We start from the raw sequence: 24700 nt of genomic DNA, 5'->3' as shown, positions 1-24700 counted from the left end.
TGGGCAACCCGTCCTAGAAGTAGGATGGATGACGTTCGCGAATGTCTTCGACGGTGGCAAGCGTGCCCATCAGATGTTCGCGGACAACCTCGCAGGCGGTATCGGCATCGCCCTTGTCAATCGCATCCAGGATGCGGCTATGGCAATCAAGGATAGATGCCGATTTTCCCGGGTCTGGCAGGTTGAGTTTGCGCAGGCGGTCGATGTGACCGGATCGTGCCTCGACCACGCCATAGAGTTGGGCAACGCCGGCTGCCTCATACAGCGCGTAATGGAAATCGCGATCGAGTTTGCCAAAGGTATCAAGATCGTTTGCGGTGCTGACCGCATTTTGCTGAGCAAGAATGGAGTGTGCTTTGACAGTCAGGGCAGGGTCATTGGCATTTGCCAGACGGCGGGTGATTTCAAGCTCGACCGACAGGCGCAAGAACTGCGTTTCAAGCGCGTGTTCGACGTCAATGCGCGAAACTTCTGTCTTGGATTGCGGAAAGGTATCTACCAGACCTTCTTCTTCTAGCTTGAGCAAAGCATCACGAACCGGCGTCTGGCTGACACCATATGCTTCGGCAATTTCGACCCGCGACAGGTACTGGCCGGGCGCAAGTTCAAGATCAATGATGCGCTCACGCAAGGAATTATGGAGTTGCGTGCTGGCCGAACCCCGTTTGAGTTTGGGCAGGCGTTTCTTGGCAATCGGTGCATCTTTGAACAGGTTTTCGACCATGATGTTCCCGCAATTCATGTCTGGTCAGGCAATTTGTATACAGGCGTCTTGCTGGATATGCACTAATATATTACTATATCAAGCAGTCAAAAGCGAATATCTTTCCGTGTTTGATGATGGCGGCGGAAACCCTCGGATGAGTGTGTTTGCGTCCAAGATCGGAGATCGCCTGTCTGATCGCCGCCCAACGCTGTCACGGTTACGTTTTACATTCCGAGGATAAGACAATGAGTAAGAAACAGCCTCAGGACCTGAGATCGGCACGCTGGTTTTCCCCCGATGATCTGCGTTCATTTGGACATCGGTCCCGGATGATGCAGCTTGGCTACTCCGAAGATGATTTTCGCGGAAAGCCAATTATCGGCATTCTCAATACCTGGTCGGAGCTCAACACCTGTCACGCCCATTTCAAAGAAAGGGTGGTTGATGTCAAACGCGGTGTCGCGCAGGCGGGCGGCTTTGCTGTCGAACTACCGTCCCTGTCAGTCGATGAGAGTTTCACCAAGCCGACCTCAATGCTTTATCGCAACCTGCTTGCCATGGAGACAGAGGAAAACATTCGCTGTCACCCGCTTGATGGTGTGGTCCTGATGGGGGGCTGTGACAAAACCACGCCGGGTCTTGTCATGGGTGCGATTTCGGCCGGGGTGCCGATGATCTACCTGCCAGCCGGCCCGATGTTGCGCGGTAACTATGCCGGTAAAATCCTGGGGTCGGGTTCGGATGCCTGGAAATACTGGGATGAACGGCGCGCAGGCAATATCAGTGACGAAGAATGGCTTGGCATTCAGGGCGGGATTGCCCGTTCTGCCGGGACCTGCATGACCATGGGCACCGCATCCACCATGACGGCCATTGCCGATTCCATGGGGCTTACCTTGCCCGGTGCGTCATCGATCCCGGCGGTGGATAGCGGCCATCAGCGCATGTCGGCTGATTGTGGACGTCGTATTGTCGAAATGGTCTGGGAAGACCTGACACCCGATCAGATCATCACCGACGCGTCCTGCCGAAATGCGGCCATTGTTGCCATGGCGACCGGTTGTTCGACCAATGCCGTGGTGCATCTGATTGCGATGGCCAAACGTGCTGGTGTGGGTCTTAAGCTTGAAGATCTCGACGAGCTTGGCCGCAACACGCCGCTGATTGCCAATGTCCGGCCATCGGGCAAGGATTACCTGATGGAGGACTTCTTCTATGCGGGCGGTTTGCGCGCCCTGATGAAACAGATGGAAGATCGTCTGGATACCAGTTGCGTTACCGTCACCGGCAAGACCCTTGGTGAAAACCTTGAGGGGGCGGAAGTTTACAATGACGATGTCATCCGTCCGCTTGATAACCCGGTCTACAAGGAAGGCTCCCTTGCCGTGCTCAAGGGCAACCTGTGCCCGACGGGTGCCGTGATCAAGCCCGCCGCCTGTGACCCCAAATTCCATGTGCATGAAGGACCGGCACTGGTCTTTGACAGCTATCCGGAAATGAAAAAGGCCGTCGACGACGAGAACCTTGATATCACGCCGGATCACGTCATGGTTCTGCGCAATGCCGGTCCGCAAGGTGGTCCCGGTTTCCCGGAATGGGGCATGCTGCCGATCCCCAAGGCGCTGATCAAACAGGGCCATCGTGACATGTTGCGGATTTCCGATGCCCGTATGTCGGGCACATCGTACGGCGCGTGTGTTTTGCATGTCAGCCCGGAAAGCTATATCGGTGGGCCACTCGCACTTCTGAAAAATGGCGATACGGTCCGCCTTGATCTGCCAAATCGCTCGCTTGATATGCTCGTGCCCGAAGAAGAGCTTGAAGCGCGGCGCAAGGCCCTGACACCGCCGGAGCCGCGGTTCGAACGTGGTTATGGCTATATGTTCTCGCGCCATGTGACCCAGGCCGATCAGGGCTGCGATTTTGACTTCCTTGAAACCGATTTCGGCAAAACTGCCGGCGAACCTGACATTTTCTAAGGACACCGACCATGACGGAATATGTATTGTCTGATGCCACGCGCGAAAAACTGATGCGCGCGTCCACTGCATCTGTTGCAACCCAGCTTTACAAGCGGGGCCTGCGCAACCAGTTCATTCAGGGTGTCCGACCGGTGGCACCGAAAAAGAAGAACATGGTCGGGCAGGCCTTTACGCTGCGCTATATCCCGGCACGTGAAGACCGCAACCCGATCGAGGTGTTCCGCAACGAAGACCATCCGCAACGTGTTGCGATTGAAACCTGCCCGCCGGGTCATGTTCTGGTGATGGATGGTCGCAAGGATGCCTCAGCGGCATCGGCCGGGTCGATCCTTGTTACCCGTCTTGCGGTGCGCGGTGGTGCCGGGATCGTTTCAGATGCCGGTTTCCGCGATGCCGAGGGGATCGGTGAACTTGACATGCCTGCCTACTATGCTGGCCCGTCAGCCCCGACCAACCTGACCAAGCATGAAGCGCTTGATATCAACGTTCCGATTGCCTGTGGTGATGTTGCCGTCTTCCCGGGTGATGTGCTTGTTGGCGATACGGACGGGGTCATGGTGATCCCCGCACATCTTGCAGACGAGATCGCCGATGCCTGTGCAGGTATGGAAAGTTACGAGGCCTTTGTGATCGAACAGGTGGCCAATGGTGCGTCAATCATCGGACTTTATCCCTGCACCAAAGAAGAGAATCAGAAAAAGTATGAGGAATGGCTGGCAACTCGGTAAAGTCCCGGTTACCTTGACGGTAACGCAGCCATTTTTACCCCATCCATGAATTCCAGAGGATTGATTGAAATGTCTTATACCCTGACAGGAAAACATCTGATTGCCGGAGACTGGGTCGCTGGCGAGACGACCTTCCAGTCTGAACCTGCCCATGGTCCGGCCAATACCTTCCCGGTTGGAACGCCTGCGCTTGTTGATCAGGCTGCAAAGGCGGCTGAAGAAGCGTTTTGGACCTATGGTTATTCAAGCCGCGAAGAGCGCGCGAAACTCATCAATACCATTGCCGATGAGATTGATGCGCGCGGTGAAGAAATCACCGAAATCGGTACGCAGGAAACCGGTCTGCCCGAAGCCCGCCTTCAGGGCGAACGTGGCCGTACCGTTGGTCAGCTCCGCCTGTTTGCCAGCCACATTCTTGATGGCGAATATCTGGACCGTCGTTATGACGAAGCCCTTCCGGATCGTGCGCCGCTGCCGCGTCCTGACCTGCGTTTGATGCAGCGTCCGATTGGTCCGGTTGCTGTCTTTGGTGCGTCCAACTTCCCGCTGGCTTTCTCTGTCGCGGGGGGTGACACTGCATCGGCATTGGCTGCTGGTTGCCCGGTCGTGGTCAAAGGCCATTCTGCCCATCCGGGCACGGGCGAAATTGTCGCACAGGCAATTGACGCTGCCATCAAGAAATGCGGCGTTCATCCGGGCGTATTCAGCCTGATTCAGGGTGGCAAGCGCGATGTTGGACAAAGCCTGGTGCAGCACCCGCTGATCAAGGCGGTTGGCTTTACCGGTTCGCTTGGCGGTGGTCGTGCGCTTTATGATCTTTGTGCTGCCCGTCCTGAACCGATCCCGTTCTTTGGTGAACTCGGTTCCGTCAACCCGATGTTCCTGCTGCCGAATGCTGTTAAGGCGCGCGGTGCGGAAATCGGCAAAGGCTGGGCAGGTTCGCTTACCATGGGTGCCGGCCAGTTCTGCACCAACCCGGGGATCGCCGTTGTGATCGAAGGCCCGGATGCGGATGCATTTGTCGCGGCCGCCAAGGAAGGCCTGTCGGAAGTTGGCCCGCAGACCATGCTGACCGATGGCATGGCGGAAACCTATCGTTCCGGTGCAAAGCGTGTTGCCGCGACGTCAGGTGTCAAAGAGGTTCTGACCACATCGTGTGACCTGCGCAATGCAACACCGTATCTGTTCGAAACCACTGGTGAAAACTGGCTTGCCAACCATGAACTGGGCGAAGAGGTCTTTGGTCCGCTTGGTCTTGTTGTCCGGGTCAAGGATGTCGCAGAGATGCGCAAGATTGCAAAATCACTTGAAGGTCAGCTGACCTGCACGCTGCATCTGGATGCCTCTGACGCAGAGGATGCCCGTTCGCTTCTGCCGATCCTTGAACACAAGGCTGGTCGTGTTCTGGCCAATGGCTTCCCGACCGGTGTCGAGGTATCTGACACCATGGTACATGGCGGTCCGTATCCGGCCTCGACCAACTTCGGGGCAACCTCGGTCGGAACGATGGCAATCCGTCGCTTCCTGCGCCCGGTCTGCTATCAGAACATCCCGACGGATGTGTTGCCAGCCGACATTGCCTGATCCTGGCAATAGGACGTTTGAAAACATCAAAGAAAAGCCGCCCAACCGGGCGGCTTTTTTGATTGGGCGACTGATTTAGTTGTGGGCTGTTCCTGCGGCCTGAAACATGTTTTCGTCATGCCTGAGCAGACTTTGGCCAATTGCCCCTTGCAGGGCAAGGTCCTTGTCCCATGCCAGATGGGTAATTGTCGGCCCGCGACTGAGTTCCGGGACTTGTGCCTCTGCCAGACCGCGCCGCAGTTCCGGTTCCATCATGTCAAAGGCGCGTGCGCCCGATCCGGTAATGAAGATTTGTTTTGGACCTAACAGGGCAATCAGGTTGGCAATCCCGTAACCCAGAACCTTGCCAGCGTGGCGGAACAGCTCGGCCAGGCCTGTATCGCCATTGCGTGCGCGCGCAACCAGATCCATCATCTGATCTTCGCTGGGATGCAGGTTGTTGGCTTCGGGCAGGTCAATCAGGCCGCGGGCATCGCGCAGGATGGCGTAGTCCCCGATATAGGCCTCAAGACAGCCGCGTCGTCCGCAATTGCAAAGCGGGCCGTCGGGCTGAAACTTGGTATGGCCAAACTCGGCGGCGGTGCCGAAATCGCCGTTATAAACGTTTCCGTTCAGCACAAGCCCCATGCCAATCCCGTAGCCCAGCATGATCACGGCAAAGTCACCGCCATCATGCAGGTTGGTGTTTTGCGATATCGCGGTTGCGATACAGTTTGCGTCGTTGGACATCTGGACGGCGCCGCCATAGCGCTCTGTCAAAGACCGAACCAGCGGAATATGGCGATGGCGCAGGGCCGGAGACCAGATGATTTCGCCGCTATTGCTATCTGTCACGCCCTGAACGGCAATGCTGATACCTGCCGGTGGATGTTTGCAGAAGTCCTGATTGCGTTCAACAAAGCGATCAATCAGTGCAATCAGGGTTCTGGTGAGCTCCTCTGATCCCAGATCACGCGTATTGATGCTGTGTTCAATGCTGCGTTCGATCTCGCCCTTGAAGTTACCCAAAGCGATTTCGATCAGATTAATGGTGATTTTAACGCCGATGACACAAGCAGCATTCGGGACAAGATCAAGCAGGACCTTGGGGCGGCCACGTGTGTTGCCGTTTGTGTTGCCGTTGCCGCCTTCGCTTTCGCGGACCAATCCTTGCGCCATAAGGTCAGCTGTCAGGGAGGTCACCGTCGCCGGGCTCAATCCTGTTGCTGTGCCAATATCAATACGCGCAGCCGGGCCGTGCACCCGCAGATACCGCAAAATGGCGGTTTGGGATGGCTGGCGTGGGGTCTCGCTTTCTGTGCGGCGCATCATGAGGTCGGACTGTATCCTTTTAAAATTAACCCGATCAAAAACGTACTCGACCGGGTCAATATGGTCATCTCAAACACCGCTTTGGCAAGCGGATTGGTTGCCTGCATGGTCGTTATTACAGTAATCCGCGACCTGCAAGGTTGTTCATCAAGGCACTGATTCCGAAATCCCAGGGTTTGATGGCATCTGATCGATCAACCTGATTGACCAGCTTGCCAAGGCTGGGCGTGGAGATGCTGACAAGGTCGCCCATCTCGTGGGTAAAGCCCTTGCCGGCCCCGCCACGGTCGTCGGTCGGTGCAAACATCGTCCCAAGAAACAGCATGAGACCGTCCGGGTATTGGTGGTGTTTTCCAATCGCTTGTCCAACAAGGCTTTCCGGCGTTCGGCTGATCTGGCTCATCGAGCTGACCGCATCAAGGTGGTAGCCATCCGGCCCATCAACGGCCATGGCGATATCGGCCGACTTGACGGTTTCAAGGGTAAAGTGATCGTCAAACAGGCGGATGAACGGCCCAATGGCGCAGGAGCCGTTATTGTCTTTTGCCTTGCCAAGCAATAATGCCGAACGCCCTTCGACGTCACGCAGGTTGACATCATTGCCAAGGGTCGCGCCGACAATTTTACCAAGCGACGTTACCGTCAGAACCACTTCCGGTTCGGGGTTGTTCCAGTTTGAGATCGGATGCAAGCCGACATGCGCGCCGTGCCCAACTGCGGACATGACCGGGGCTTTGGTAAAGATCTCGGCATCGGGTCCGATACCGACTTCAAGGTACTGAGACCAGGCGCCTTTTTCGATCAGCACCTTTTTGATGTCGGCAGACTTTGCAGAGCCCGGCTCGATCTGTGACAGGTCATCGCCGATGATGCCTGTAATCTCGGTTCGGATCTGGTCGGCCTTGCTGGCGTCACCGCGTGCTTGTTCTTCGATGACGCGTTCCAGAAGGCTTGCGACAAATGTCACGCCGCTGGCCTTGATCGCATGAAGATCGTTCGGTGCCAAAAGATGCGGGTTGTTTTCATCAGCATCCGGACGCGATTGATCAAGAATTTCGTCAAGCGACGCTACTGTTGGGAAGTTTGCAGCGTTTGAAAGACTTTCCAGCAGATCATCACGTTCCAAGATCTGGCTAATGGTTGGGCCAAGCTTGCTGATGTCACGCAGCGTTTCCCCATCAAGAAGGACGGGCGTCGGACCTGCCACGCGTGGATCCCATATTCGACCAATCAGGACGGCTCGGTTGGCGTCATCAGGCAGGATATCGGAAGTATTTGTCGGAAAACCTTTGGTCATCTCGGTATCTCGCTTGCTTAGCTGTTGTTGGCGGCAGATTGTGCATCCGGGGCGTTGGTTGCGCCCGGACCCGCCAGATGCAGAAGGTGTTCGGGCATTTTGCCCAAAATAATCATTCCAAGAACGTCGTCATGGGTGACGTCTTCGGTTCGAACGCTGCCGACGAGCTTCCCGTTCTTCATAACATGCAGTCGGTCCGAAAGGTCAAAGACATCATGAAGATCATGGCTAATCAACAAAATACCAAGACCGTCACGTTTGAGCTGATCAATCAGTTCGCCGACCATCTTTGTTTCATGCACGCCAAGGGCGGCACACGGTTCATCCATGATCAGAACGCGGGCTTCGAACAGCAGTGCTCGTGCAATCGCCACGGATTGACGCTGCCCACCGGACAGCGCCGAGACGGGGGATGTGAACTTTTTGAAGTTCGGGTTCAGTCGATGAAGGACTTCGCGTGCCTTGTGTTCCATGGCCGCATCATCAAGAAAGCCGAACTTGTCGGTGATTTCACGGCCAAGAAACAGGTTCTGGGCAGCGTCAAGATTGTCGGCAAGCGCCAGGTTCTGATAGATGGTTTCGATATTGTTGTCGCGCGCATCGCGGGCTGTTTCGATCTTTGCTTCTTTGCCATCGACAACGATCTGGCCGCTATCAGCCTTGTAGGCGCCGGACAGGATTTTGATCAGTGTCGATTTTCCTGCGCCGTTGTGGCCCAGAACGCCAACAACCTCGCCAGGATAAAGGTCAATGGAGACGCCATCGACTGCTTTGACACCACCAAAACTGATGTGGATGTCGCGCATTTCGACCAGTGGGTCGGTGGTCTGCTTTGTATCTGTCATTACGGGTCTCCTTACGCGCTGGGATCGCTGTAGCGGCGGTGGAAATACTTGTCGCTAAAGACCGCCAGAACAAGGACAAGGCCAATGACAATGCTTTGCAGCGAGGTATCAACACCCAGAAGCGCCATACCGCTTTGCAGGCTTTGCATCACCAGCGCACCGATCAGTGCGCCATAGATCGTACCAAGTCCGCCAGCAAGGGATGTCCCGCCAATCACAACCGCAGCAATCACACGAAGTTCATCAAGTGTGCCCAGATCATTGCCTGCTGACTGCAAGCGTGCCGACGAGATGGCCGCGCTGATCGCACACAGAACACCCATCAACGCAAAGACAGCAACAGTCATGCGCTTGACGTTGATGCCGGCAAGTTCGGCGGCTTGCGGGTTGCCGCCAATCGCAAAGACATACCGGCCAAAGCGCGTGCGCTTGACCACAATGGTCAACACAATTGCGACCAGAGCAACGATCAGAAGCGGGATTGGAATGCCATGAGAAATTTCAAGGTTTTCAGGCGTTACCGGAATGCCCTTGTTTTCAAGAAGGCGTTCTGCCGCGCGGGTGGGCAGGTGGTAGGCGTTCAAGGTGGCAATGACCACCAGAACAAGACCGGCCTTGATGATGGTGTTGGTATATTCGGCCCAGATCGGTTTGACCGGAAACTCGAATGAAAGGCGACGACGGCGTTCCATGATTGCGGCATAGATGATCGCCAGGGTCGCCAACAGAGCAACAATCCAGCTCCAGGTCGCGCCAATCGTTCCCTCGATGCCGCCACCCAGCAGGATAAAGTTTTGGTCAAGCGGTGCTACGGTGCGCCCCTGCGTGACCCACCATGCCGCCCCGCGCCAGACCAGAAGTCCGCCCAGCGTTACAATAAAGGCCGGGACACCAAGGTAGCCGACTGCAACGCCTTGTATGCCGCCAATCATCGCACCGACTGCAATGCCGATTGCCAGTGTAAGCACCCAGGTCAAAGGATGATTGTAATCAAAAAACTGTGGCAGGAAATCAGTCTGAACAACTCCCATGATCATGGCAAGAACGCCAAGAACAGCCCCAACTGACAGGTCAATATGGCGTGTGACAATGATCAGGACCATACCGCATGCCATTACAGCAACAGAGGCAGTCTGAACCGACAGATTAAAGATGTTGCGTGGGGTTATAAAACGCCCGCCAGAAGCAATGTCAAAACCGACCCAGATGATCAGCAGGACAACGGCGAGGCCGACCAGACGGCGGTCGACTTCCATTTTTGAAAGCAGTCGTGACATGAATAAGCTCGTAATACAGCGGGGCCGACATACAATATCTGCGCGAGATGGGAAATGCAGTCGGCCCCGGGTTTAAGCAAGGTCAGAAGAAACAGGGATGCCTAGTTGCAGGCAGTAACCTTGCTATTGGTAACGCCCTGGCAAACAACGTCCTTGGAAACCCAGCCGGCATCAATCACCAGGTCGAGCTTGTTCTGGGTAATTGCAACCGGATCAAGGAAGAACGATTTCATCGTTACGCCATTCGGGCTTTGCCAGTCTTGCGTGCCACCAACATCGCCCAGTTTCGTGCCACCTGCCAGTTCGACGGCGATTTCAGCCGCGCGCTGACCAAGAAGGCGGGCATCTTTCCAGACCGAAACAGTCTGGGTGCCAAGAGCAACACGGTTAAGTGCTGCATGGTCACCATCCTGACCCGATACCGGGATGCCCTGCATGCCCTGTGCTGACAAGGCCGCGACCACGCCACCGGCGGTGCCGTCATTCGAGGCCACCACTGCATCAACCTTGTTGTCTGCAGCCGTCAGGAACTGTTCCATGTTGCGCTGGGCAATCGCAGGCTGCCAGCTGTCGGTGTAAGCTTCGCCAACGACATTGATGTCGCCAGCGTCAATTGCTGCCTGAAGAACTTCAAGCTGACCTTCATGCAGAAGGTTGGCGTTCGGATCGGTCGGTGCGCCTTTGATGAAGACATAGTTGCCCTTTGGCTGCTCAGCAAAAACAGCCTCGGCCTGAAGACGACCGACTTCCTTGTTGTTGAACGTAATGTAGTAGGCGTTCGGGTCTTCAATCAGGCGGTCATACCCGACAACCGGAATGCCTTCGTTAAGTGCAAGCTGGACTGCCGGACCAATCGAAGCGGAGTCTTGTGCCAGTACGATCAGTGCATCGGCACCGCGGGCAATCAGGCTTTCGATATCGGCAAGCTGTTTTGAAGGATTGCTCTGAGCATCAGCACTGATGTAATCGGCGCCAGCGGCATCAAGAGCGGCCTTGATGGCGGCTTCGTCGGTTTTCCAGCGTTCTTCCTGGAAGTTCGACCAGCTGACGCCAACGGTCAGGTCAGCGGCAAAGGCATTTGCAGACAGAAGTACGGTTCCGGCCAACATGGCCGTCGATAGGAGTTTTTTCATCGGTTTCTTCCCTGAATGTGAGTGTCTTTAGATGACATTTATTTTTGTTGTCGAAAAAATGTTGACGTGAAGAAGGCGTCCTGTCAAATATTTTTTAGTGAATAAATTAAAAACAGCGAATTTGGTGTATCAATCGGGATTAAATCATAATCATTGGTTGAATTATGGCTGATATTGGATGGTGCGCTGCAGCATTTAATTCATTCACCTAAAATAATATGAAAAGTGACAGGGAACGTTATGACAGCGAGTTATCACGACATTGACGGCAAGTCCGTGCTTGTAACAGGCGGCGCATCCGGGATTGGCGCCTCTATCGTTCGTGCATTCTGTGCGCAAGGAGCGCGTGTCGGATTTTTCGATATTGATGATGCTGCTGCGCAAAAACTTATTGCAGCCATTCAGGACGAATACGGCGTAACCCCGGTCTACAAGTCTCTTGATTTACGGCAGCAATCCTCGATTTCCGAGGCGGTCCGTGAAATGTCGGTTGCAATCGGCCCGATAGAGGTTCTGGTAAATAATGCCGCGCGCGATGACCGCCACACGCCGGAAGATATTGATCCTGAAAAATGGCGTGACGGACTTGATGTCAATTTGAATCACCATTTTTTCTGTGCTCAGGCTGTGGCGCCGGGCATGAAGGAAAAAGGGTCGGGCAGTATTATTAATTTCAGTTCCGTAAGTTATATGATGGGCTTGCCGGATCTCGTAACGTATGAGACTGCAAAGGCCGGAATCATCGGGCTTACCCGTGCTCTTGCGCGGGATTGGGGGGGACATGGCATCCGTGTTAACGCGGTGACGCCGGGATGCATCATTACGCAGCGCCAGCTTGATCTGTGGATTTCCCCTGCGGATGAGGAACGTATTCAGGAACAGCAATGCGTAAAGCGCCGATTGGTGGGAGATGATGTTGCACAGATGGTGCTATTTCTGGCATCAGATGTCTCATCGGCTTGTTCATCGCAGAACTTCATCGTTGATGGCGGCATCGTCTGATCGCCTGTTTTGACGGGTGTAAGCCCGAAGGCCACTGTTCGAACTTGGAAAAACAATATGTCGTCGCCCGCAAACCTGCCTAATACCCCGATCATCATTGATGAAAAAGCCAACCCGTATCGCGACTGCATTCAGGGATTGGCAAATCAACCGATCACAGTGGTCCGTCTGCTGCGTGATGCGGTGAATGAGAACCCGGTTGTTGGCCGTGATCGTGGTTTTGTCGTGCCCGAGATCAAGGATGTCGTCGGACGTTTGGTGGAAAACCGCCCGCGGATCGCAATCATCGGCGGTGCACCGGATCATCCGGCCCATCTTCTGGACCGTCCACAGGCATTGATGGCGGCAATTCGCATTTGGGAAATGGGGGGTGTTCCCTTCCTGTTTCATGTCCCGGTCATTTGTGATGGCACAGCGCAAAACAATATCGGACAAAGTTATTCACTGGCGTCGCGCAACCACACTGCGGCGGCAGTCAATATCACCTTTGAAGGTCACAGCTATCATGCGGCCTATGTGATTGCCGGGTGCGACAAGTCGCCTGCTGCGGTGGTTGCCGGTTTGGCCGCGGCCGATCATGCACGCGCCTGGCGTGGTGATCAGGCGCCGGTCTGGGCGGTGTTTGCGCCATCCCACGTTCTTAAAGGCGGTGAAATTCCCGATGGAACCCGGCGGTTGCTTGATCGTATTGCAGCGGACGCCGATGCAGCCGGGCATGACGACCTTGGCGCGGATATCCGCGAAAACATGCGATATATCCTGCAATGTACCTCTGACGAGGCTTTTGCCGGTTTGCTCGAACGTGCAAGGTTGCTTGGGATCATCGACGCAGCGCAGGAACGCAAGGTGCTTGATGAGCTTGCGACGGCGACTTGTGATTCAAAGGGCGGTATCTGTGCCTTTAACGGGACCGGAAATTCTTCGCGGACCATGCTGGCGGCCTTTGGTCTGACCCCGCCTGAACTGGAATTGCTGACCGATGTCCCGCCGTTCGAGGCCGTTGCAGCGGGGGTTGATGCCCTGTTCGGGGTTTTCAACAAGCCGGAATATGCCATCGGCAACCTGCTTAAGGCCAACTTCGCCAATTTTGTGCGCATTCACAACGCAACCGGTTCAAGCAGCAACATGCTTTTGCATTTGCCCTTCATGATGCGCTATGCCGGTTTCGATATCTCGATTGACGATTATCAGGATGTCCGCACCCAGACACCTGTGCCCGAGATTTTCGCCCACAGCCTGACGGAAAACCGCGATACCTTTGTTCTGGCGCAGCAAATGGCCGAAGGCAAAAATCGGGGCATGGAAAGCATCTATCGTGTTCTTGCCGATCTGGGGGTTGCGATGGACCTTGATGCGCCAACTGTCCTTGGCAAATCCTGGGCGGAGCGGATCGCCGACCTTGAAAACCCGGTTGATCTCTCTCTTGGTGATGCGTCGGTTATTCGCGCAACACCAGTCCGGCAGCGTTCAGGTGTTGATGTTCTTACGGGCAGCTTCTTTGAAAACTGTGCGGTCAAGACATCGGGCATGAGTGATCATTTGCTTTCGCACTTTGATGATCACGTATTCATCGTGCGCTATTACGAAAACGAGCACGTCTGCAATGCGGATTTTGCCTCGCCGGATTTGATTTCCCGACTGATTGAAACCGATGGCGTGGATGAAGATCTGATATCTGCCATCGTTCAGCGAAATGGCGGAAACCGCGTGGATATGGATGCGCCAAAGGACATGCTTGAGCAGGGGCACCTGTCCTTTGCCTTTGTCATTGGCGGGCAGGGGCCAGAAGCATATGGCATGCCTGAAATGTTCTCTCCGTCCCAGAACCTGCGACACCATCGCATCCTTGAAGCATCATCAATGCTGATTACGGATGGCCGTTATTCCGGGGTGACCAAAGGGGCCTGCATCGGCCATATGGTGCCAGAGGCATTTACAGGTGGGGCGGTCGGCTATCTCAAAGATGGTGACGTGCTTCGCCTTGATTTGACCAGGTTGACACTTGACTGGTTGGAGCCCGAAGCCTTCAAAAAAGGTCAGGAACGAGCATCCGACCCGCGTGAAATCGCAGATCGCAAGCCGCTATTTGACGAACGGTTCAAGCGTATGGCAGATCGCCAGTGCGATATTGCGGCAAGCAATGTGCTTGACGCTATCGGGAATGCTGCGCGTGGCATTGTTCCCCGTGCTGTGGACCGGCGTGCAACCAAATCCTGGCGCTAAGCACCACCGGGTCTTGATGCAAGAACGGAAAACGCCCCGTGCCATGTCTGGCCGGGGCGTTTTCGTTTGAGCTGATCCTGGGGCACTTAGCCCATGCGTTCTGATGCATAGCTTCCCGGACTTGGCGGGAAAACAATTGTCCGGTTGCCGTTGATAAATGAACGGTGGTGGATATGCGCGTGGACGGCACGTGCCAGCACCTGGCTTTCAACATCACGGCCAATCGACACATAATCGGCAGAGTTCTGGGCGTGGGTGATGCGCGCAATGTCCTGCTCGATGATCGGACCCTCATCAAGATCGGCGGTCACATAGTGTGCGGTCGCCCCAATCAGTTTGACCCCGCGCACATAGGCCTGTCGATACGGGTTGGCACCCTTGAAACTTGGCAGGAAGGAATGATGAATGTTGATGATCTTGCCGCTCATCTTCTTGCACAGGCTGTCTGACAGGACTTGCATGTAGCGTGCGAGAACGATCAGTTCGACATCGTAATCCGATACGAGATCAAGCAGCTTTTTCTCGGCTTCCGGCTTGTTATCCTTGGTCACCGGGATGTGGTGGAACGGAATGTCGTGATTAACGACCACCTTCTGATAATCAAGGTGGTTTGATACCACACCAACGATATCAATCGGCAGTGCACCGATTTTCCAGCGGTAAAGCAGATCGTTCAGGCAGTGACCAAAGCGCGACACCATCAGAAGAACTTTCATCTTCTCGGAACTGTCGTGGATCTCATACGTCATGCCAAGCTCTGACGCCGGACCCGCAAAGCCTTTGGCCAGCGTTTCCTGATCAACACCTTCTTCGCTTACGAAGGCGACCCGCATAAAGAACAGACCGGTTTCCTGGTCGTCAAACTGTGAGCTGTCGGTAATGTTGCAGCCATGTTCGGCCAAATAGGTCGAAATAGCAGCAACCACCCCGCGTTGAGAGTCGCAGGAAACGGTCAGGACGTAGCTTTTCATCGCGTTTGGCTTTCTCGTTTGCTGTAATCAAAATTGCCCGGCCCCGTCCATCGGGGAATAAGATGAGGCCGGGCAGAAGCATTAAATATCAAGTGTGTTCTCACGTTCCCAGCGGGAAAAGTGAGAAACATAAGAATTCCACTCGGTTTGTTTGAGCTTGAGGTAGGCACTCGAGAATTCCTTGCCCATCGCAAGTTGGAGATCTGTGTTTGATCCCATCTCGCGCAGGGCATCAAGCAGGTTCAGCGGCAAACGCGGCGCATCCTTGATCAGATGACCTTCCTGATACATGTCGATATCGTAATGCGGTCCCGGATCGGCATTGGTTGCCATGCCATCCAGACCCGCGGCAATGATTACGGCCTGAAGCAGATACGGGTTGGTGGCGCCATCAGGCAGGCGCAGTTCAAAACGGCCCGGTCCCGGCACACGCACCATGTGTGTACGGTTGTTGCCCGTCCAGGTCACGGTGTTCGGGGCCCAGGTCGCACCGGACATGGTGCGCGGGGCGTTGATTCGCTTATAGGAATTGACCGTCGGGTTGGTGATCACCGCCATGGCAGAGGCATGCTTCATGATCCCGCCAAGGAAAGTCTTGCCCTTCGCTGACAGGCCAAATGGCATGTCGTCATCGGCAAAGGCATTGGCACCATCATTGTCCCAGACCGAAACATGGCAATGACACCCATTGCCGGTCAGGCCCGGGAAGGGCTTGGGCATGAAGGTTGCGCGAAGACCGTGTTTTTCAGCAATCGATTTGACCATGAACTTGAAAAAGGAATGCTTGTCTGCAGTTTTAAGTGCGTCATCAAATTCCCAGTTCATTTCAAACTGACCATTGGCGTCTTCATGGTCGTTCTGATAGGCACCCCAACCAAGTTCAAGCATGTAATCGCAAATCTCGGCGATGACGTCATAGCGGCGCATGACAGCCTGCTGGTCGTAACAGGGCTTTTCCGCCGTATCGGCCGGGTCGGAAATTTCCGACCCGTCGGTGGTGACAAGGAAGAATTCCGCCTCAACCCCGGTTTTGACATTCAGGCCAAGTTCTGCCGCCTTGGCGATCTGCGCTTTCAGCACGTTGCGCGGTGCCTGTTCGACCGGTGTGCCTTCCATGATGCAATCGGCGGCAACCCATGCGACTTCCGGTTTCCAGGGCAACTGGATGACAGAATCCGGATCAGGAATGGCGAACATGTCGGGGTGGGCCGGGCTGAGGTCAAGCCATGTGGCGAAACCGGCAAAGCCCGCACCTTCTTCCTGCATGTCGGCAATTGCCTGGGTCGGGACAAGTTTGGCGCGCTGTCCGCCAAACAGATCGGTAAAGCTGATCATGAAGTATTTGATGCCGCGTTCCCGGGCAAAGGCTGATAGATCCTTGGTCATCGAAGTCCCCTGACGAATTTTATCAATATCCATCGGTTCCCCGGGCGCGCCAGAAGGCGCACCGGGTCCGGTGGTACGTTAACTGTTCTAGAATCCTCCCTGACCCGGAACCCAGTTGGTTCCGGCAAGCGGTACACCAGCCATGGCGGCCGCTTCGATATTCAGTGCGCAGAGATCCTCGGGTTCGAGGTTGTGCACATGATTTTTGCCGCAGGCGCGCGCAATTGTTTGCGCTTCGAGGGTCATGACCTTCAGATAGTTGGCCAGTCGCCGCCCGGCGGCAATCGGGTCAACCCGCTTCATCAGGTCGGCATCCTGTGTCGTGATGCCTGCGGGATCACGACCTTCATGCCAATCGTCATAGGCACCAGCGGTGGTGCCAAGTTCGTTATATTCTTCTTCCCATTTCGGGTCATTATCCCCAATCGCGACAAGGGCCGCAGTCCCGATGGAAACAGCATCTGCGCCAAGGGCAAGTGCCTTGGCAACATCGGCACCATTGCGGATGCCGCCCGAAACGATCAGCTGTACTTTGCGGTGCATGCCCATGTCTTGCAATGCTTTTACCGCCGGGCGGATGCAGGCAAGGGTTGGCTGACCGACATGTTCGATAAAGACTTCCTGGGTGGCTGCCGTGCCACCCTGCATACCATCAAGCACGATGACATCGGCACCGGCCTTGACCGCAAGGGCCACGTCATAATAGGGGCGTGCGCCACCAACCTTGATGAAGATCGGCTTTTCCCAATCGGTGATTTCGCGGATTTCCTGAATTTTGATCTCAAGATCATCCGGGCCGGTCCAGTCGGGATGACGGCAGGCGGATCGCTGATCAATGCCCATCGGCAGGTTGCGCATTTCGGCAACACGGTCTGAAATCTTCTGACCCAGCAACATACCGCCGCCGCCCGGTTTTGCGCCCTGACCAATGACAATCTCAATTGCATCGGCACGTTTCAGGTCGCGCGGGTTCATGCCATAGCGTGACGGCAGGTACTGATAAACAAGCTGGGTGGAATGGCCGCGCTCTTCCTCGGTCATGCCGCCATCGCCCGTGGTGGTCGAGGTGCCAGCAGCAGATGCGCCGCGTCCAAGCGCCTCCTTGGCCGGACCGGACAGGGAGCCAAAGCTCATACCGGCAATGGTGATCGGAATTTTAAGTTCGATCGGTTTCTTGGCAAAACGCGTACCCAGCGTGACGGCGGTTTCGCATTTCTCGCGGTAGCCTTCGAGCGGGTAACGCGACATGGATGCCCCAAGGAACAAAAGGTCGTCGAAATGCGGGACCTTGCGTTTGGCGCCGCCACCGCGGATGTCGTAAATGCCGGTCGCAGCAGCCCGGCGGATTTCAGAAAGGGTATAATCATCAAACGTTGCCGATTTACGCGGCGTCGTAACGGGATTTTTGTAGCTCATGTTCTGATCCTGTCTTTGGGCTGAAATGCGCAAGTTTGATTTGCTGCGCAGCTTTCAGCGTGCCGCATCAATAGGCGTCGAAATTATCGACACTGAAGTTGTAAAGTGTTCTGGCCGAGCCATAGCGCGTGAATTCCTCGGGCTTCACATCCGTGATGCCTGCATCTGCAAGAAGCTTGGTCAGCAGTTCGATATGTTCGGCCCGCATTTCCTTTTTCTCGCAATCGGCACCGAGGCTTTTGACCGTGCCGCGCACAAAAAGGCGCGCTTCATAAAGCGAATCACCCAGCGCATCGCCGGCATCGCCCAGAACAACAAGGTTGCCCGACTGCGCCATGAAGGCCGACATATGGCCGATATTGCCCTTGACGACGATATCGACACCTTTCATCGAAATGCCACAGCGCGAGGATGCATTGCCTTCGATCACCAGCAATCCGCCATGGGCGGTGGCCCCGGCATACTGGCTGGCATCGCCCTTGATCACGACTTTGCCCGACATCATGTTTTCCGCCACACCGGGGCCGGCATTGCCTTTGACCGTGATGGTGGCCTGTTCGTTCATGCCCGCACAGTAATAGCCGACACTGCCGTCAATCGTGACATTGACGGGTGCGTCAATGCCAACGGCAACAGCATGCGAGCCACGCGGATTGGTGACTTCGAAATCCTCGTTCGCACCACTTTTATCAAGCGCATGAAGCGCCTGATTGAGCGCGCGCAGTTCGGTGGTTGCAAGATCAAACACTGGCATGTGTGTTCCTTCCTCAGTTGACCGCGATGTGTCAGCGGTCGGGTCGGCGCGCCATCGCAGCAGCCGACAGGGTTCGTGTTAATCAGTGTTCCCAGAAGTAAACGGTGGCCGGTTCCGGCTCCCACACCTTGGCGTCTTCAATGCCCGGCAGGTTGACCAGTGCGCGGTATTCGGACCCGAATGCGACATAGGCATCGGTTTCCGCCATCACGGCTGGTTTGCAGGCAATCGGATCGCGCACAACGCCAAAGCCCGATTTGGTGCCAACCACAAAGGTGAAGAAGCCATCAAGGTCATCAAGCGCACTGGTCAGTGCCTCTCCCAGGTTCTTGCCCTTGGCCATTTCACCGGTCAGATAGGCCGCTGCGACTTCTGAGTCATTCTGGGTTTCAAGGCGAATGCCTTCGCGGGTCAGTTCGCGGCGAAGGTTGTTGTGGTTTGACAGTGAACCATTATGCACCAGGCACTGGTCCGATCCGGTCGAGAAGGGGTGGGCACCAAGGGTGGTGACGGCACTTTCGGTGGCCATCCGGGTATGGCCAATGCCATGGGTGCCGGTCATGTCGGAAATCTTGAAACGTTCAAGCACGTCCTTGGGCAGGCCGACTTCCTTGTAGATTTCCATCGCGCTCCCGGTTCCCATGATGCGGACATCCGGGCGCAGTTCTTCAAGGGCCGTCCGGGTCACATCAAGCTGGTCGCTTGAAACCGTTATGACGGCATGGGTGCTTTTCGGCAGGATCGATGCATTTGTGACCCCGGCCTTGCGCAGGTCTTCGGTCAGTCCGGCAAAATCTGTTTCCGGGGCCGGAGACTGGATCGTGAGTTTGACCAGATCATTCTGGTCCGCACCATAAATTGCGATGCCCGCGCTATCGGGACCACGGTCGGTCATGGTCACCAGCATTTCCGACAACAAAGTGCCGAGTTGCGGTTCCAGACTTTTATCTTTGAGGAATAAACCAACAATGCCGCACATGGCAGGACAGTCTCCATTCTGTTTCTGAAATGGAGACTACCTGTTCGCGAATGCGGAATCAACTAAGAAGAATAAAAATTTCTTCTCAGTGAATTGATGTTTTCACCAGAGTGAATGCTTATCCACGGGCGGGATAGCAGATGATCGACAGGTAACGTATTGGAAATGAAAGAAGTTCTTCCGGTCCGTGGCGGGCATCTGCATCAAAGAACAGGCTGTCGCCTTCTTTCATGTAGTAAAGCTGATCGCCATGGCGGTAGCGGACTTCACCCTCAAGCATATAGATGAGCTCCATGCCTTCATGCTGGAAGGCGGGGAAGCTGCTCGACTCCTCGGTCAGGGTCAGCAAATACGGCTCAACCACAACGCCGCTGGTGTTGTTATCGATATGACCCAGCAGGTTGTATTCATGGCCCGCACGTGTGCCGCGGCGCTCGATCGCGATACCTTCACCGGCTTTGACAAAGACCGCATTGCGCGGCTCTTCATAGCGGCGGAAGAAATCAGTCAGAGGCACACCCAGCGCACTTGCCAGTGCCTGAAGCGATGTCAGGGATGGCGATGTCACACCGTTTTCTATCTTGGACAGCATCCCCATTGAAATGCCCGTTGCCGAGGCCAGGTCGGAAATTGTGATGCCCAGTTTCTTGCGCAGCGCACGGACTTCATGGCCGATGGCGATTTCCAGATTGTTTTCCTTTGGTTCGCGAAGCGCGTGCGGGTCCTGGGTGAGGGCGGCGGGTTTGCTCATGGAATCCATGCCTGATCCTTGGTCGCTTTTGTCGGTGGTGTGCGGTGCTTGGTTTTTATTGGTGCTTGCCATTCTGGCTTGTCCTCCGTCACCGGTTTTTCCCGGTGCGGGTCCTGCTCGTTTCTGGTTTCCTCAAAACGGTCCGTTGATCGGGCCTGCTTTTATGGCGGTCGTATGAGGTCCGGACTTTTGCCATCCCGGATCGCTTATACGCCACTGCATGACTTACACTGGCAGGAAATATTTATCAACTACAGGGAAAATAAAAATCCCAATTCCCTATACCAATGGCTTTAAGCGAAGTTGTTGCGATGCCGCAGAAAATAGCCTTGCAGGAATAAAATTTGAATAAAATGAAAAATAATTATTGCGTTCGCGAACAAGATGCCGCCAAAATATAGAACAAAATAAGCCGAAAATAGCGCGCTGATTGTGCGCAGAGGCAATCATATCAGGAGGCCATCATTATGACTGCGAGCTGGAGATTTTCAGCCCTTGCCGACCGGCATCGTGCGCTTGGTTCCAATCTTGAAGACTGGAGCGGGATGGGCACGGCCTGGACCTATGACAAGGACTGGGATGAGGAATATATCGCGATCCGTACCAAAGCCGGGATCATGGATGTTTCGGGTCTGAAAAAGGTTCATATCACCGGCCCGCACGCATCCCACGTGATCGACTATGCCACCACGCGCAATGTTGAAAAAATCTATCCGGGCAAATCGGTCTATGCCTGCATGCTCAATGATCAGGGCAAGTTCACCGATGACTGCGTGATCTATCGCATGGGGCCGAATTCATGGATGGTTGTCCACGGATCGGGCACCGGCCACGAAGAACTGACCAAGGCCGCGATTGGCCGTGATGTATCGGTTCGTTTTGATGACAACCTGCATGATTTGTCACTGCAAGGACCGCTTGCGGTGGATTACCTGGCGGAATATGTGCCGGGCATTCGCGATCTGCCCTATTTCCATCATACACAGACCCAGTTGTTTGGCGCGCCTGTGATGATTTCACGTACGGGTTACACCGGCGAACGTGGTTATGAGATTTTCTGCCGCGCACAGGATGCCGGAATGATCTGGGATCGCATCGTTGCCGAGGGCAAGGATATGGGCATTATCCCGACCCGCTTTACCACGCTTGATATGCTGCGTGTTGAAAGTTACCTGCTGTTTTATCCCTATGATAACTCGCAGATGTACCCGTTCGAAAACGAAGGTCCGGGCGATACCCTGTGGGAGCTTGGCCTTGATTTCACCGTCAGCCCGGGCAAGACCGGTTTCCGCGGTGCCGAGGAACATTACCGCCTGAAAGGCAAGGAACGCTTCAAGATCTTTGGCATCCTGTTTGATGGCAAGGAAGTCCCGGCCGAAGGGGCCGAGGTGTTCAAGGACGGGGCCAAGGTCGGCGTTGTGACCTGTGCGATGTATTCACCGCTCAAGGATCAGACCATGGCCATTGCCCGTCTGGCGGTCGATTGCGCCGAACAGGGTGTGCGTCTTGAAGTGACCGGTGAAAAAGGCATGCTCGGCGGAATGGCCCATACCATGCCATTTGATGACCCCAAAAAATTGAAAAGAACAGCCAAGGGTTAAGGTCGGCGACCGGGGGCTGTCAGAGGCCCCCGGATCAAACGCCCTGATCCTTGTGGTTTCTGACAGAATGGGACCCGCTACCATGTCTGAGAGTTTGATAGAAGAAAGCATTATCTCCCGCCCGACCTATGGCGCGTTAAAAATTGTGCCCGGTCTGGCGCATTATTTTCTGGCCGATGCATCCGGTGCCGAATGTGTCATTCGGGTCGTGCAGGAATTGCCCCGCGACATGATGGAAAAGGTACATATCCTGTATGTACCGACCCCGGGCGAAACTGCGCTGATCACGTCACTTTATGCGCTCGGCGCCAACCGGTTCGAACATTTCCCGACCATTGACGACGCCGTCGCCAAGCTTGGTGAATGGCTGTCAGACGCCAAGATGGGCAGCCAGCTTTATCTTGCCGGGACCGAAGGCCTTGTCGGGCAGGGCGTTGCCAAGGGCGAAGCATGCGGCCTCGATCATACAGCGGTGCAGTGTGAGCATCGCGGCAGTTTGGCACGTCGTGTCCAGTGTGTTCATTGCAAAACCATGATCGAGGATGTCACCACGCAGCCGGTCAAATGCCCGTCTTGCGATTTGCTTCTGCTCGTGCGCGATCACTATTCACGTCGACTGGCGGCGTTTCAGGGGGGCTGCATCAATGCCGAAGACCCGTCTGAAGAAATCGAGATCAAGGAGGTGTTCAAATGAGTGCGTCCGATCATTTGATTCCGGTTGTCGTCAGCAATGTGGTCGAGGTCAACCCGATCATTAAACGGTTCGAATTCAAGCACGTGAATGGCGATGAACTGCCCGCCTTTTCGGGCGGGGCGCATATCGTTGTCGAGATGCTTGATGATGGCACCAAACGCAAAAATCCCTATTCGTTGATGAGTTCCCCGTTCGAGCGTGACCAGTATGCCATTTCAGTACGTCGCGACGATACCGGGCGTGGCGGATCGAAATTCATGCATGAACAGGTCACACCCGGTATGCAGATGAAAATCTCTGCCCCGGTCAATCTGTTCGCGCTCGACTTGCGCGCCAGAAAGCATCTGATGATTGCGGGCGGCATCGGCATCACGCCGTTCATCGCACAGATGACGCAGGCCGATAAACTTGGCGTGCCGTTTGAACTGCACTATGCCGCGCGTTCAGCATCTCAGGCGGCCTATATGGACAGCCTTGCAGATCGTTTTGGCGATCATGTGTCGTGCTATTGCGACGATCAGGGCGAAAGCGTTGATTTCGAAACCCTTCTATCCAGTCAGCCACTGGGCACGCACGTTTATGTTTGCGGCCCAAAGGGCATGATCGAACGGGTGGTTGAAACCGCCACAAGTCTTGGTTGGCCTGCAGCACACGTTCATTTTGAACACTTCCTGGCCCCGCCGGTTGGCGAGCCCTTTGAAGTGCATCTGGCCAAGGCCGGGATTGATATCACGGTGGGTGCGGAGCAAAGCCTGCTTGAAGCGGTCGAGGCATCGGGAACCCCGATCAATTGCATGTGCCGGGGCGGGGCATGTGGTCAATGCGAAACGGTTGTCGTCGCCTGTGACGGCGAGATCATGCACAACGACCATTGGCTTGATGAAGAACAGCGCGCAGCCAAGCAGCGGATCATGCCGTGTGTTTCGCGGTTCCGTGGCAAACGCCTTGAACTTGATCTGTAAAGGGGATTTCAGCCATGACAATCCAGTTTAAAGACGAAACCTTCCGCGGTGATTTCACCTACGCCAACAGCCCGTCAAACATTCCGCGTTTTCCGTTTCCGTTCCCGGAAGACGAATATATGTATTCCACCAATATCGAACCGCATCATGCTGCGCGTGCCGGCAGCCCGTTTGAAAATGCGTTCGATGTTGATGAACATTACGTCGCGGAAATGAAGGACCGCGCCCTTGTTCTGGCCGAGGATCCCGGTCGGTGCCAGGCCCTGCCGCATATGGAAACCGCCGGGTGGGATTTCCTTGAACTCGTGATGGTGTCCAAGGCGCGCGATTATCCTGATCTGTTCAAACTGACCATGGATGGTGATCGCTGGCACTGGATCAACAAGCCGCTTCAGATCGACGATACCTTTACCTTTGGTGACAGTTCGACACTGCCCTGCCACCCGATGGAATATATCGGACGTCAGGTTCAAGGCGATCACGCTATCCTTGATCAACGCGATGGCAATCTTTGGATGGATGCCGGGATCATCACGGCACAGGCCGACTGGTCGCTTGATTTCGACATTGGCATGAATTTCTTTGAATGGCATGCGCCTGTCCCGCTTGCCCACGAACTGGGTGTGTTCCAGCGTGCGCTGAAATTCCTTCTGACCCTGCCACAAGGCCAGCCATCGCGGCGCCTGAACTGGACGCTGACCGTTAATCCACGTCTGGATACCAGCCCTGAAAACTATCCCAAATGGGGCCCGGACAAACTGACAGTGACGCCCGAGAATATCGGCGAAAAGATCCATCTGCGCGTGGAGCTTCAGACGTTTTGGCGTCTGCCGCGCTCCAACGCGATCCTGTTTCCCATTCGCACATATCTGATGGCGATGAACGAAGTGGTGACCCAGCCGAAATGGGCGCGTCGCCTGCATCGTGTGATGCGTGATCTTCGGCCTGAACTTGTCGATTACAAGGGGCTGTCACGCTACCACCCGATCCTGGTCGAATGGCTTTCACAATTTGACGACGGCGCGCCGACGTCACCGGGGATTTTCCCCGACTAGGGCTTTGACCCTGAAAAACGAACCGGCAGAAAGCCGGACGGAG

At 55.2% G+C, this 24700-nt stretch carries 21 protein-coding genes; 9 read left to right on the top strand and 12 right to left on the bottom strand.

From position 1 onward, the window contains the following. Window positions 1-13: 13 nt before the first annotated feature. Entirely contained in the window at window positions 14-724 is a 711-nt protein-coding gene (locus tag AUQ43_RS19850; protein WP_062958035.1) for a GntR family transcriptional regulator, read from the bottom strand. Window positions 725-951: 227 nt separating this feature from the next. On the opposite strand from AUQ43_RS19850, the gene araD reads away from it, so the two are divergent. The 3 genes from araD to AUQ43_RS19835 all read left to right on the top strand — a co-directional run bounded on the left by araD (window position 952) and on the right by AUQ43_RS19835 (window position 5000). Continuing rightward, complete coding sequence (gene araD / locus AUQ43_RS19845; protein ID WP_062958034.1) at window positions 952-2685, top strand: L-arabinonate dehydratase; 1734 nt, start codon at window positions 952-954, stop codon at window positions 2683-2685. Window positions 2686-2696: 11 nt separating this feature from the next. Then, window positions 2697-3416, top strand: coding sequence for a ribonuclease activity regulator RraA (locus AUQ43_RS19840; RefSeq protein WP_062958033.1), 720 nt, complete (start codon window positions 2697-2699; stop codon window positions 3414-3416). Window positions 3417-3485: 69 nt separating this feature from the next. Next, window positions 3486-5000: an aldehyde dehydrogenase (NADP(+)) gene (locus tag AUQ43_RS19835; RefSeq protein WP_062958032.1), complete on the top strand. Its 1515-nt coding sequence runs from the start codon at window positions 3486-3488 to the stop codon at window positions 4998-5000. A gap of 75 nt (window positions 5001-5075) precedes the next feature. On the opposite strand, the gene AUQ43_RS19830 is transcribed toward AUQ43_RS19835, so the two are convergent. The 5 genes from AUQ43_RS19830 to xylF form a co-directional block, all read right to left on the bottom strand. Beyond that, on the bottom strand, window positions 5076-6311 hold the full coding sequence (locus AUQ43_RS19830) for an ROK family transcriptional regulator (protein WP_062958031.1): 1236 nt from the start codon (window positions 6309-6311) through the stop codon (window positions 5076-5078). Window positions 6312-6426: 115 nt separating this feature from the next. Continuing rightward, the gene (locus AUQ43_RS19825; protein ID WP_062958030.1) at window positions 6427-7608 is read right to left on the bottom strand and encodes a fumarylacetoacetate hydrolase family protein; all 1182 of its coding nucleotides are present in this window, start codon (window positions 7606-7608) and stop codon (window positions 6427-6429) included. A 17-nt stretch (window positions 7609-7625) separates the two neighbouring features. Continuing rightward, window positions 7626-8453: an ATP-binding cassette domain-containing protein gene (locus tag AUQ43_RS19820; protein WP_181838590.1), complete on the bottom strand. Its 828-nt coding sequence runs from the start codon at window positions 8451-8453 to the stop codon at window positions 7626-7628. A gap of 11 nt (window positions 8454-8464) precedes the next feature. After that, complete coding sequence (locus tag AUQ43_RS19815) at window positions 8465-9730, bottom strand: sugar ABC transporter permease (protein ID WP_198157194.1); 1266 nt, start codon at window positions 9728-9730, stop codon at window positions 8465-8467. A gap of 101 nt (window positions 9731-9831) precedes the next feature. Continuing rightward, a complete protein-coding gene (gene xylF / locus AUQ43_RS19810; RefSeq protein ID WP_062958029.1) occupies window positions 9832-10863 on the bottom strand; it encodes a D-xylose ABC transporter substrate-binding protein in 1032 nt (343 codons plus the stop codon). Between the two features lie 240 nt (window positions 10864-11103). Here xylF and AUQ43_RS19805 point away from each other — a divergent pair, with 240 nt between their 5' ends. Together AUQ43_RS19805 and AUQ43_RS19800 are read left to right on the top strand one after the other, a co-directional pair. Next, window positions 11104-11865, top strand: coding sequence for an SDR family NAD(P)-dependent oxidoreductase (locus tag AUQ43_RS19805; RefSeq protein ID WP_062958028.1), 762 nt, complete (start codon window positions 11104-11106; stop codon window positions 11863-11865). Between the two features lie 57 nt (window positions 11866-11922). Continuing rightward, the gene (locus AUQ43_RS19800) at window positions 11923-14088 is read left to right on the top strand and encodes a dihydroxy-acid dehydratase (RefSeq protein ID WP_062958027.1); all 2166 of its coding nucleotides are present in this window, start codon (window positions 11923-11925) and stop codon (window positions 14086-14088) included. Window positions 14089-14174: 86 nt separating this feature from the next. Here AUQ43_RS19800 and purU read toward each other — a convergent pair whose 3' ends face one another. The 6 genes from purU to AUQ43_RS19770 form a co-directional block, all read right to left on the bottom strand. Beyond that, window positions 14175-15059 carry a formyltetrahydrofolate deformylase gene (gene purU / locus AUQ43_RS19795; protein WP_062958026.1) on the bottom strand — a complete coding sequence of 295 codons (885 nt, stop codon included), beginning with the start codon at window positions 15057-15059 and terminating at the stop codon, window positions 14175-14177. 81 nt (window positions 15060-15140) lie between these two features. Then, the gene (glnT, locus tag AUQ43_RS19790; RefSeq protein WP_232310759.1) at window positions 15141-16478 is read right to left on the bottom strand and encodes a type III glutamate--ammonia ligase; all 1338 of its coding nucleotides are present in this window, start codon (window positions 16476-16478) and stop codon (window positions 15141-15143) included. A 54-nt stretch (window positions 16479-16532) separates the two neighbouring features. Beyond that, on the bottom strand, window positions 16533-17861 hold the full coding sequence (locus tag AUQ43_RS19785; protein WP_062958025.1) for an FMN-binding glutamate synthase family protein: 1329 nt from the start codon (window positions 17859-17861) through the stop codon (window positions 16533-16535). A gap of 67 nt (window positions 17862-17928) precedes the next feature. Then, window positions 17929-18615 carry a GXGXG domain-containing protein gene (locus AUQ43_RS19780; protein ID WP_062958024.1) on the bottom strand — a complete coding sequence of 229 codons (687 nt, stop codon included), beginning with the start codon at window positions 18613-18615 and terminating at the stop codon, window positions 17929-17931. Between the two features lie 82 nt (window positions 18616-18697). Continuing rightward, window positions 18698-19594 carry a glutamine amidotransferase family protein gene (locus AUQ43_RS19775; protein ID WP_062958023.1) on the bottom strand — a complete coding sequence of 299 codons (897 nt, stop codon included), beginning with the start codon at window positions 19592-19594 and terminating at the stop codon, window positions 18698-18700. 118 nt (window positions 19595-19712) lie between these two features. Beyond that, window positions 19713-20417, bottom strand: a complete 705-nt coding sequence (locus AUQ43_RS19770; RefSeq protein ID WP_198157193.1) for an XRE family transcriptional regulator — start codon at window positions 20415-20417, stop codon at window positions 19713-19715. 395 nt (window positions 20418-20812) lie between these two features. Between AUQ43_RS19770 and AUQ43_RS19765 the strand changes: the two genes are divergently transcribed. The 4 genes from AUQ43_RS19765 (at window position 20813) to AUQ43_RS19750 (ending at window position 24657) form a co-directional block, all read left to right on the top strand. Beyond that, a complete protein-coding gene (locus AUQ43_RS19765) occupies window positions 20813-21946 on the top strand; it encodes an aminomethyltransferase family protein (RefSeq protein ID WP_062958022.1) in 1134 nt (377 codons plus the stop codon). Between the two features lie 82 nt (window positions 21947-22028). Next, window positions 22029-22640: a dimethylamine monooxygenase subunit DmmA family protein gene (locus AUQ43_RS19760; protein ID WP_062958021.1), complete on the top strand. Its 612-nt coding sequence runs from the start codon at window positions 22029-22031 to the stop codon at window positions 22638-22640. Then, window positions 22637-23602, top strand: a complete 966-nt coding sequence (locus AUQ43_RS19755; RefSeq protein WP_062958020.1) for a PDR/VanB family oxidoreductase — start codon at window positions 22637-22639, stop codon at window positions 23600-23602. The genes AUQ43_RS19760 and AUQ43_RS19755 overlap by 4 nt, the downstream gene beginning before the upstream one ends. A 14-nt stretch (window positions 23603-23616) precedes the next feature. Beyond that, the gene (locus AUQ43_RS19750) at window positions 23617-24657 is read left to right on the top strand and encodes a DUF3445 domain-containing protein (protein WP_062958019.1); all 1041 of its coding nucleotides are present in this window, start codon (window positions 23617-23619) and stop codon (window positions 24655-24657) included. Window positions 24658-24700: the final 43 nt, after the last annotated feature.

Origin of the sequence: Thalassospira sp. MCCC 1A01148 (assembly GCF_001613795.1) — a bacterium.
GTDB lineage: Bacteria > Pseudomonadota > Alphaproteobacteria > Rhodospirillales > Thalassospiraceae > Thalassospira.
Note: the sequence above shows the minus strand (reverse complement) of the source record. Positions and strands in the feature narration are given on the sequence as shown.

Bases quoted from the DNA above. Each gene is read 5' to 3' on its own strand.
- AUQ43_RS19850 (WP_062958035.1), bottom strand. From the start codon at position 724: ATGGTCGAAAACCTGTTCAAAGATGCACCGATTGCCAAGAAACGCCTG.
- araD (WP_062958034.1), top strand. From the start codon at position 952: ATGAGTAAGAAACAGCCTCAGGACCTGAGATCGGCACGCTGGTTTTCC.
- AUQ43_RS19840 (WP_062958033.1), top strand. From the start codon at position 2,697: ATGACGGAATATGTATTGTCTGATGCCACGCGCGAAAAACTGATGCGC.
- AUQ43_RS19835 (WP_062958032.1), top strand. From the start codon at position 3,486: ATGTCTTATACCCTGACAGGAAAACATCTGATTGCCGGAGACTGGGTC.
- AUQ43_RS19830 (WP_062958031.1), bottom strand. From the start codon at position 6,311: ATGATGCGCCGCACAGAAAGCGAGACCCCACGCCAGCCATCCCAAACC.
- AUQ43_RS19825 (WP_062958030.1), bottom strand. From the start codon at position 7,608: ATGACCAAAGGTTTTCCGACAAATACTTCCGATATCCTGCCTGATGAC.
- AUQ43_RS19820 (WP_181838590.1), bottom strand. From the start codon at position 8,453: ATGACAGATACAAAGCAGACCACCGACCCACTGGTCGAAATGCGCGAC.
- AUQ43_RS19815 (WP_198157194.1), bottom strand. From the start codon at position 9,730: ATGTCACGACTGCTTTCAAAAATGGAAGTCGACCGCCGTCTGGTCGGC.
- xylF (WP_062958029.1), bottom strand. From the start codon at position 10,863: ATGAAAAAACTCCTATCGACGGCCATGTTGGCCGGAACCGTACTTCTG.
- AUQ43_RS19805 (WP_062958028.1), top strand. From the start codon at position 11,104: ATGACAGCGAGTTATCACGACATTGACGGCAAGTCCGTGCTTGTAACA.
- AUQ43_RS19800 (WP_062958027.1), top strand. From the start codon at position 11,923: ATGTCGTCGCCCGCAAACCTGCCTAATACCCCGATCATCATTGATGAA.
- purU (WP_062958026.1), bottom strand. From the start codon at position 15,059: ATGAAAAGCTACGTCCTGACCGTTTCCTGCGACTCTCAACGCGGGGTG.
- glnT (WP_232310759.1), bottom strand. From the start codon at position 16,478: ATGGATATTGATAAAATTCGTCAGGGGACTTCGATGACCAAGGATCTA.
- AUQ43_RS19785 (WP_062958025.1), bottom strand. From the start codon at position 17,861: ATGAGCTACAAAAATCCCGTTACGACGCCGCGTAAATCGGCAACGTTT.
- AUQ43_RS19780 (WP_062958024.1), bottom strand. From the start codon at position 18,615: ATGCCAGTGTTTGATCTTGCAACCACCGAACTGCGCGCGCTCAATCAG.
- AUQ43_RS19775 (WP_062958023.1), bottom strand. From the start codon at position 19,594: ATGTGCGGCATTGTTGGTTTATTCCTCAAAGATAAAAGTCTGGAACCG.
- AUQ43_RS19770 (WP_198157193.1), bottom strand. From the start codon at position 20,417: ATGGCAAGCACCAATAAAAACCAAGCACCGCACACCACCGACAAAAGC.
- AUQ43_RS19765 (WP_062958022.1), top strand. From the start codon at position 20,813: ATGACTGCGAGCTGGAGATTTTCAGCCCTTGCCGACCGGCATCGTGCG.
- AUQ43_RS19760 (WP_062958021.1), top strand. From the start codon at position 22,029: ATGTCTGAGAGTTTGATAGAAGAAAGCATTATCTCCCGCCCGACCTAT.
- AUQ43_RS19755 (WP_062958020.1), top strand. From the start codon at position 22,637: ATGAGTGCGTCCGATCATTTGATTCCGGTTGTCGTCAGCAATGTGGTC.
- AUQ43_RS19750 (WP_062958019.1), top strand. From the start codon at position 23,617: ATGACAATCCAGTTTAAAGACGAAACCTTCCGCGGTGATTTCACCTAC.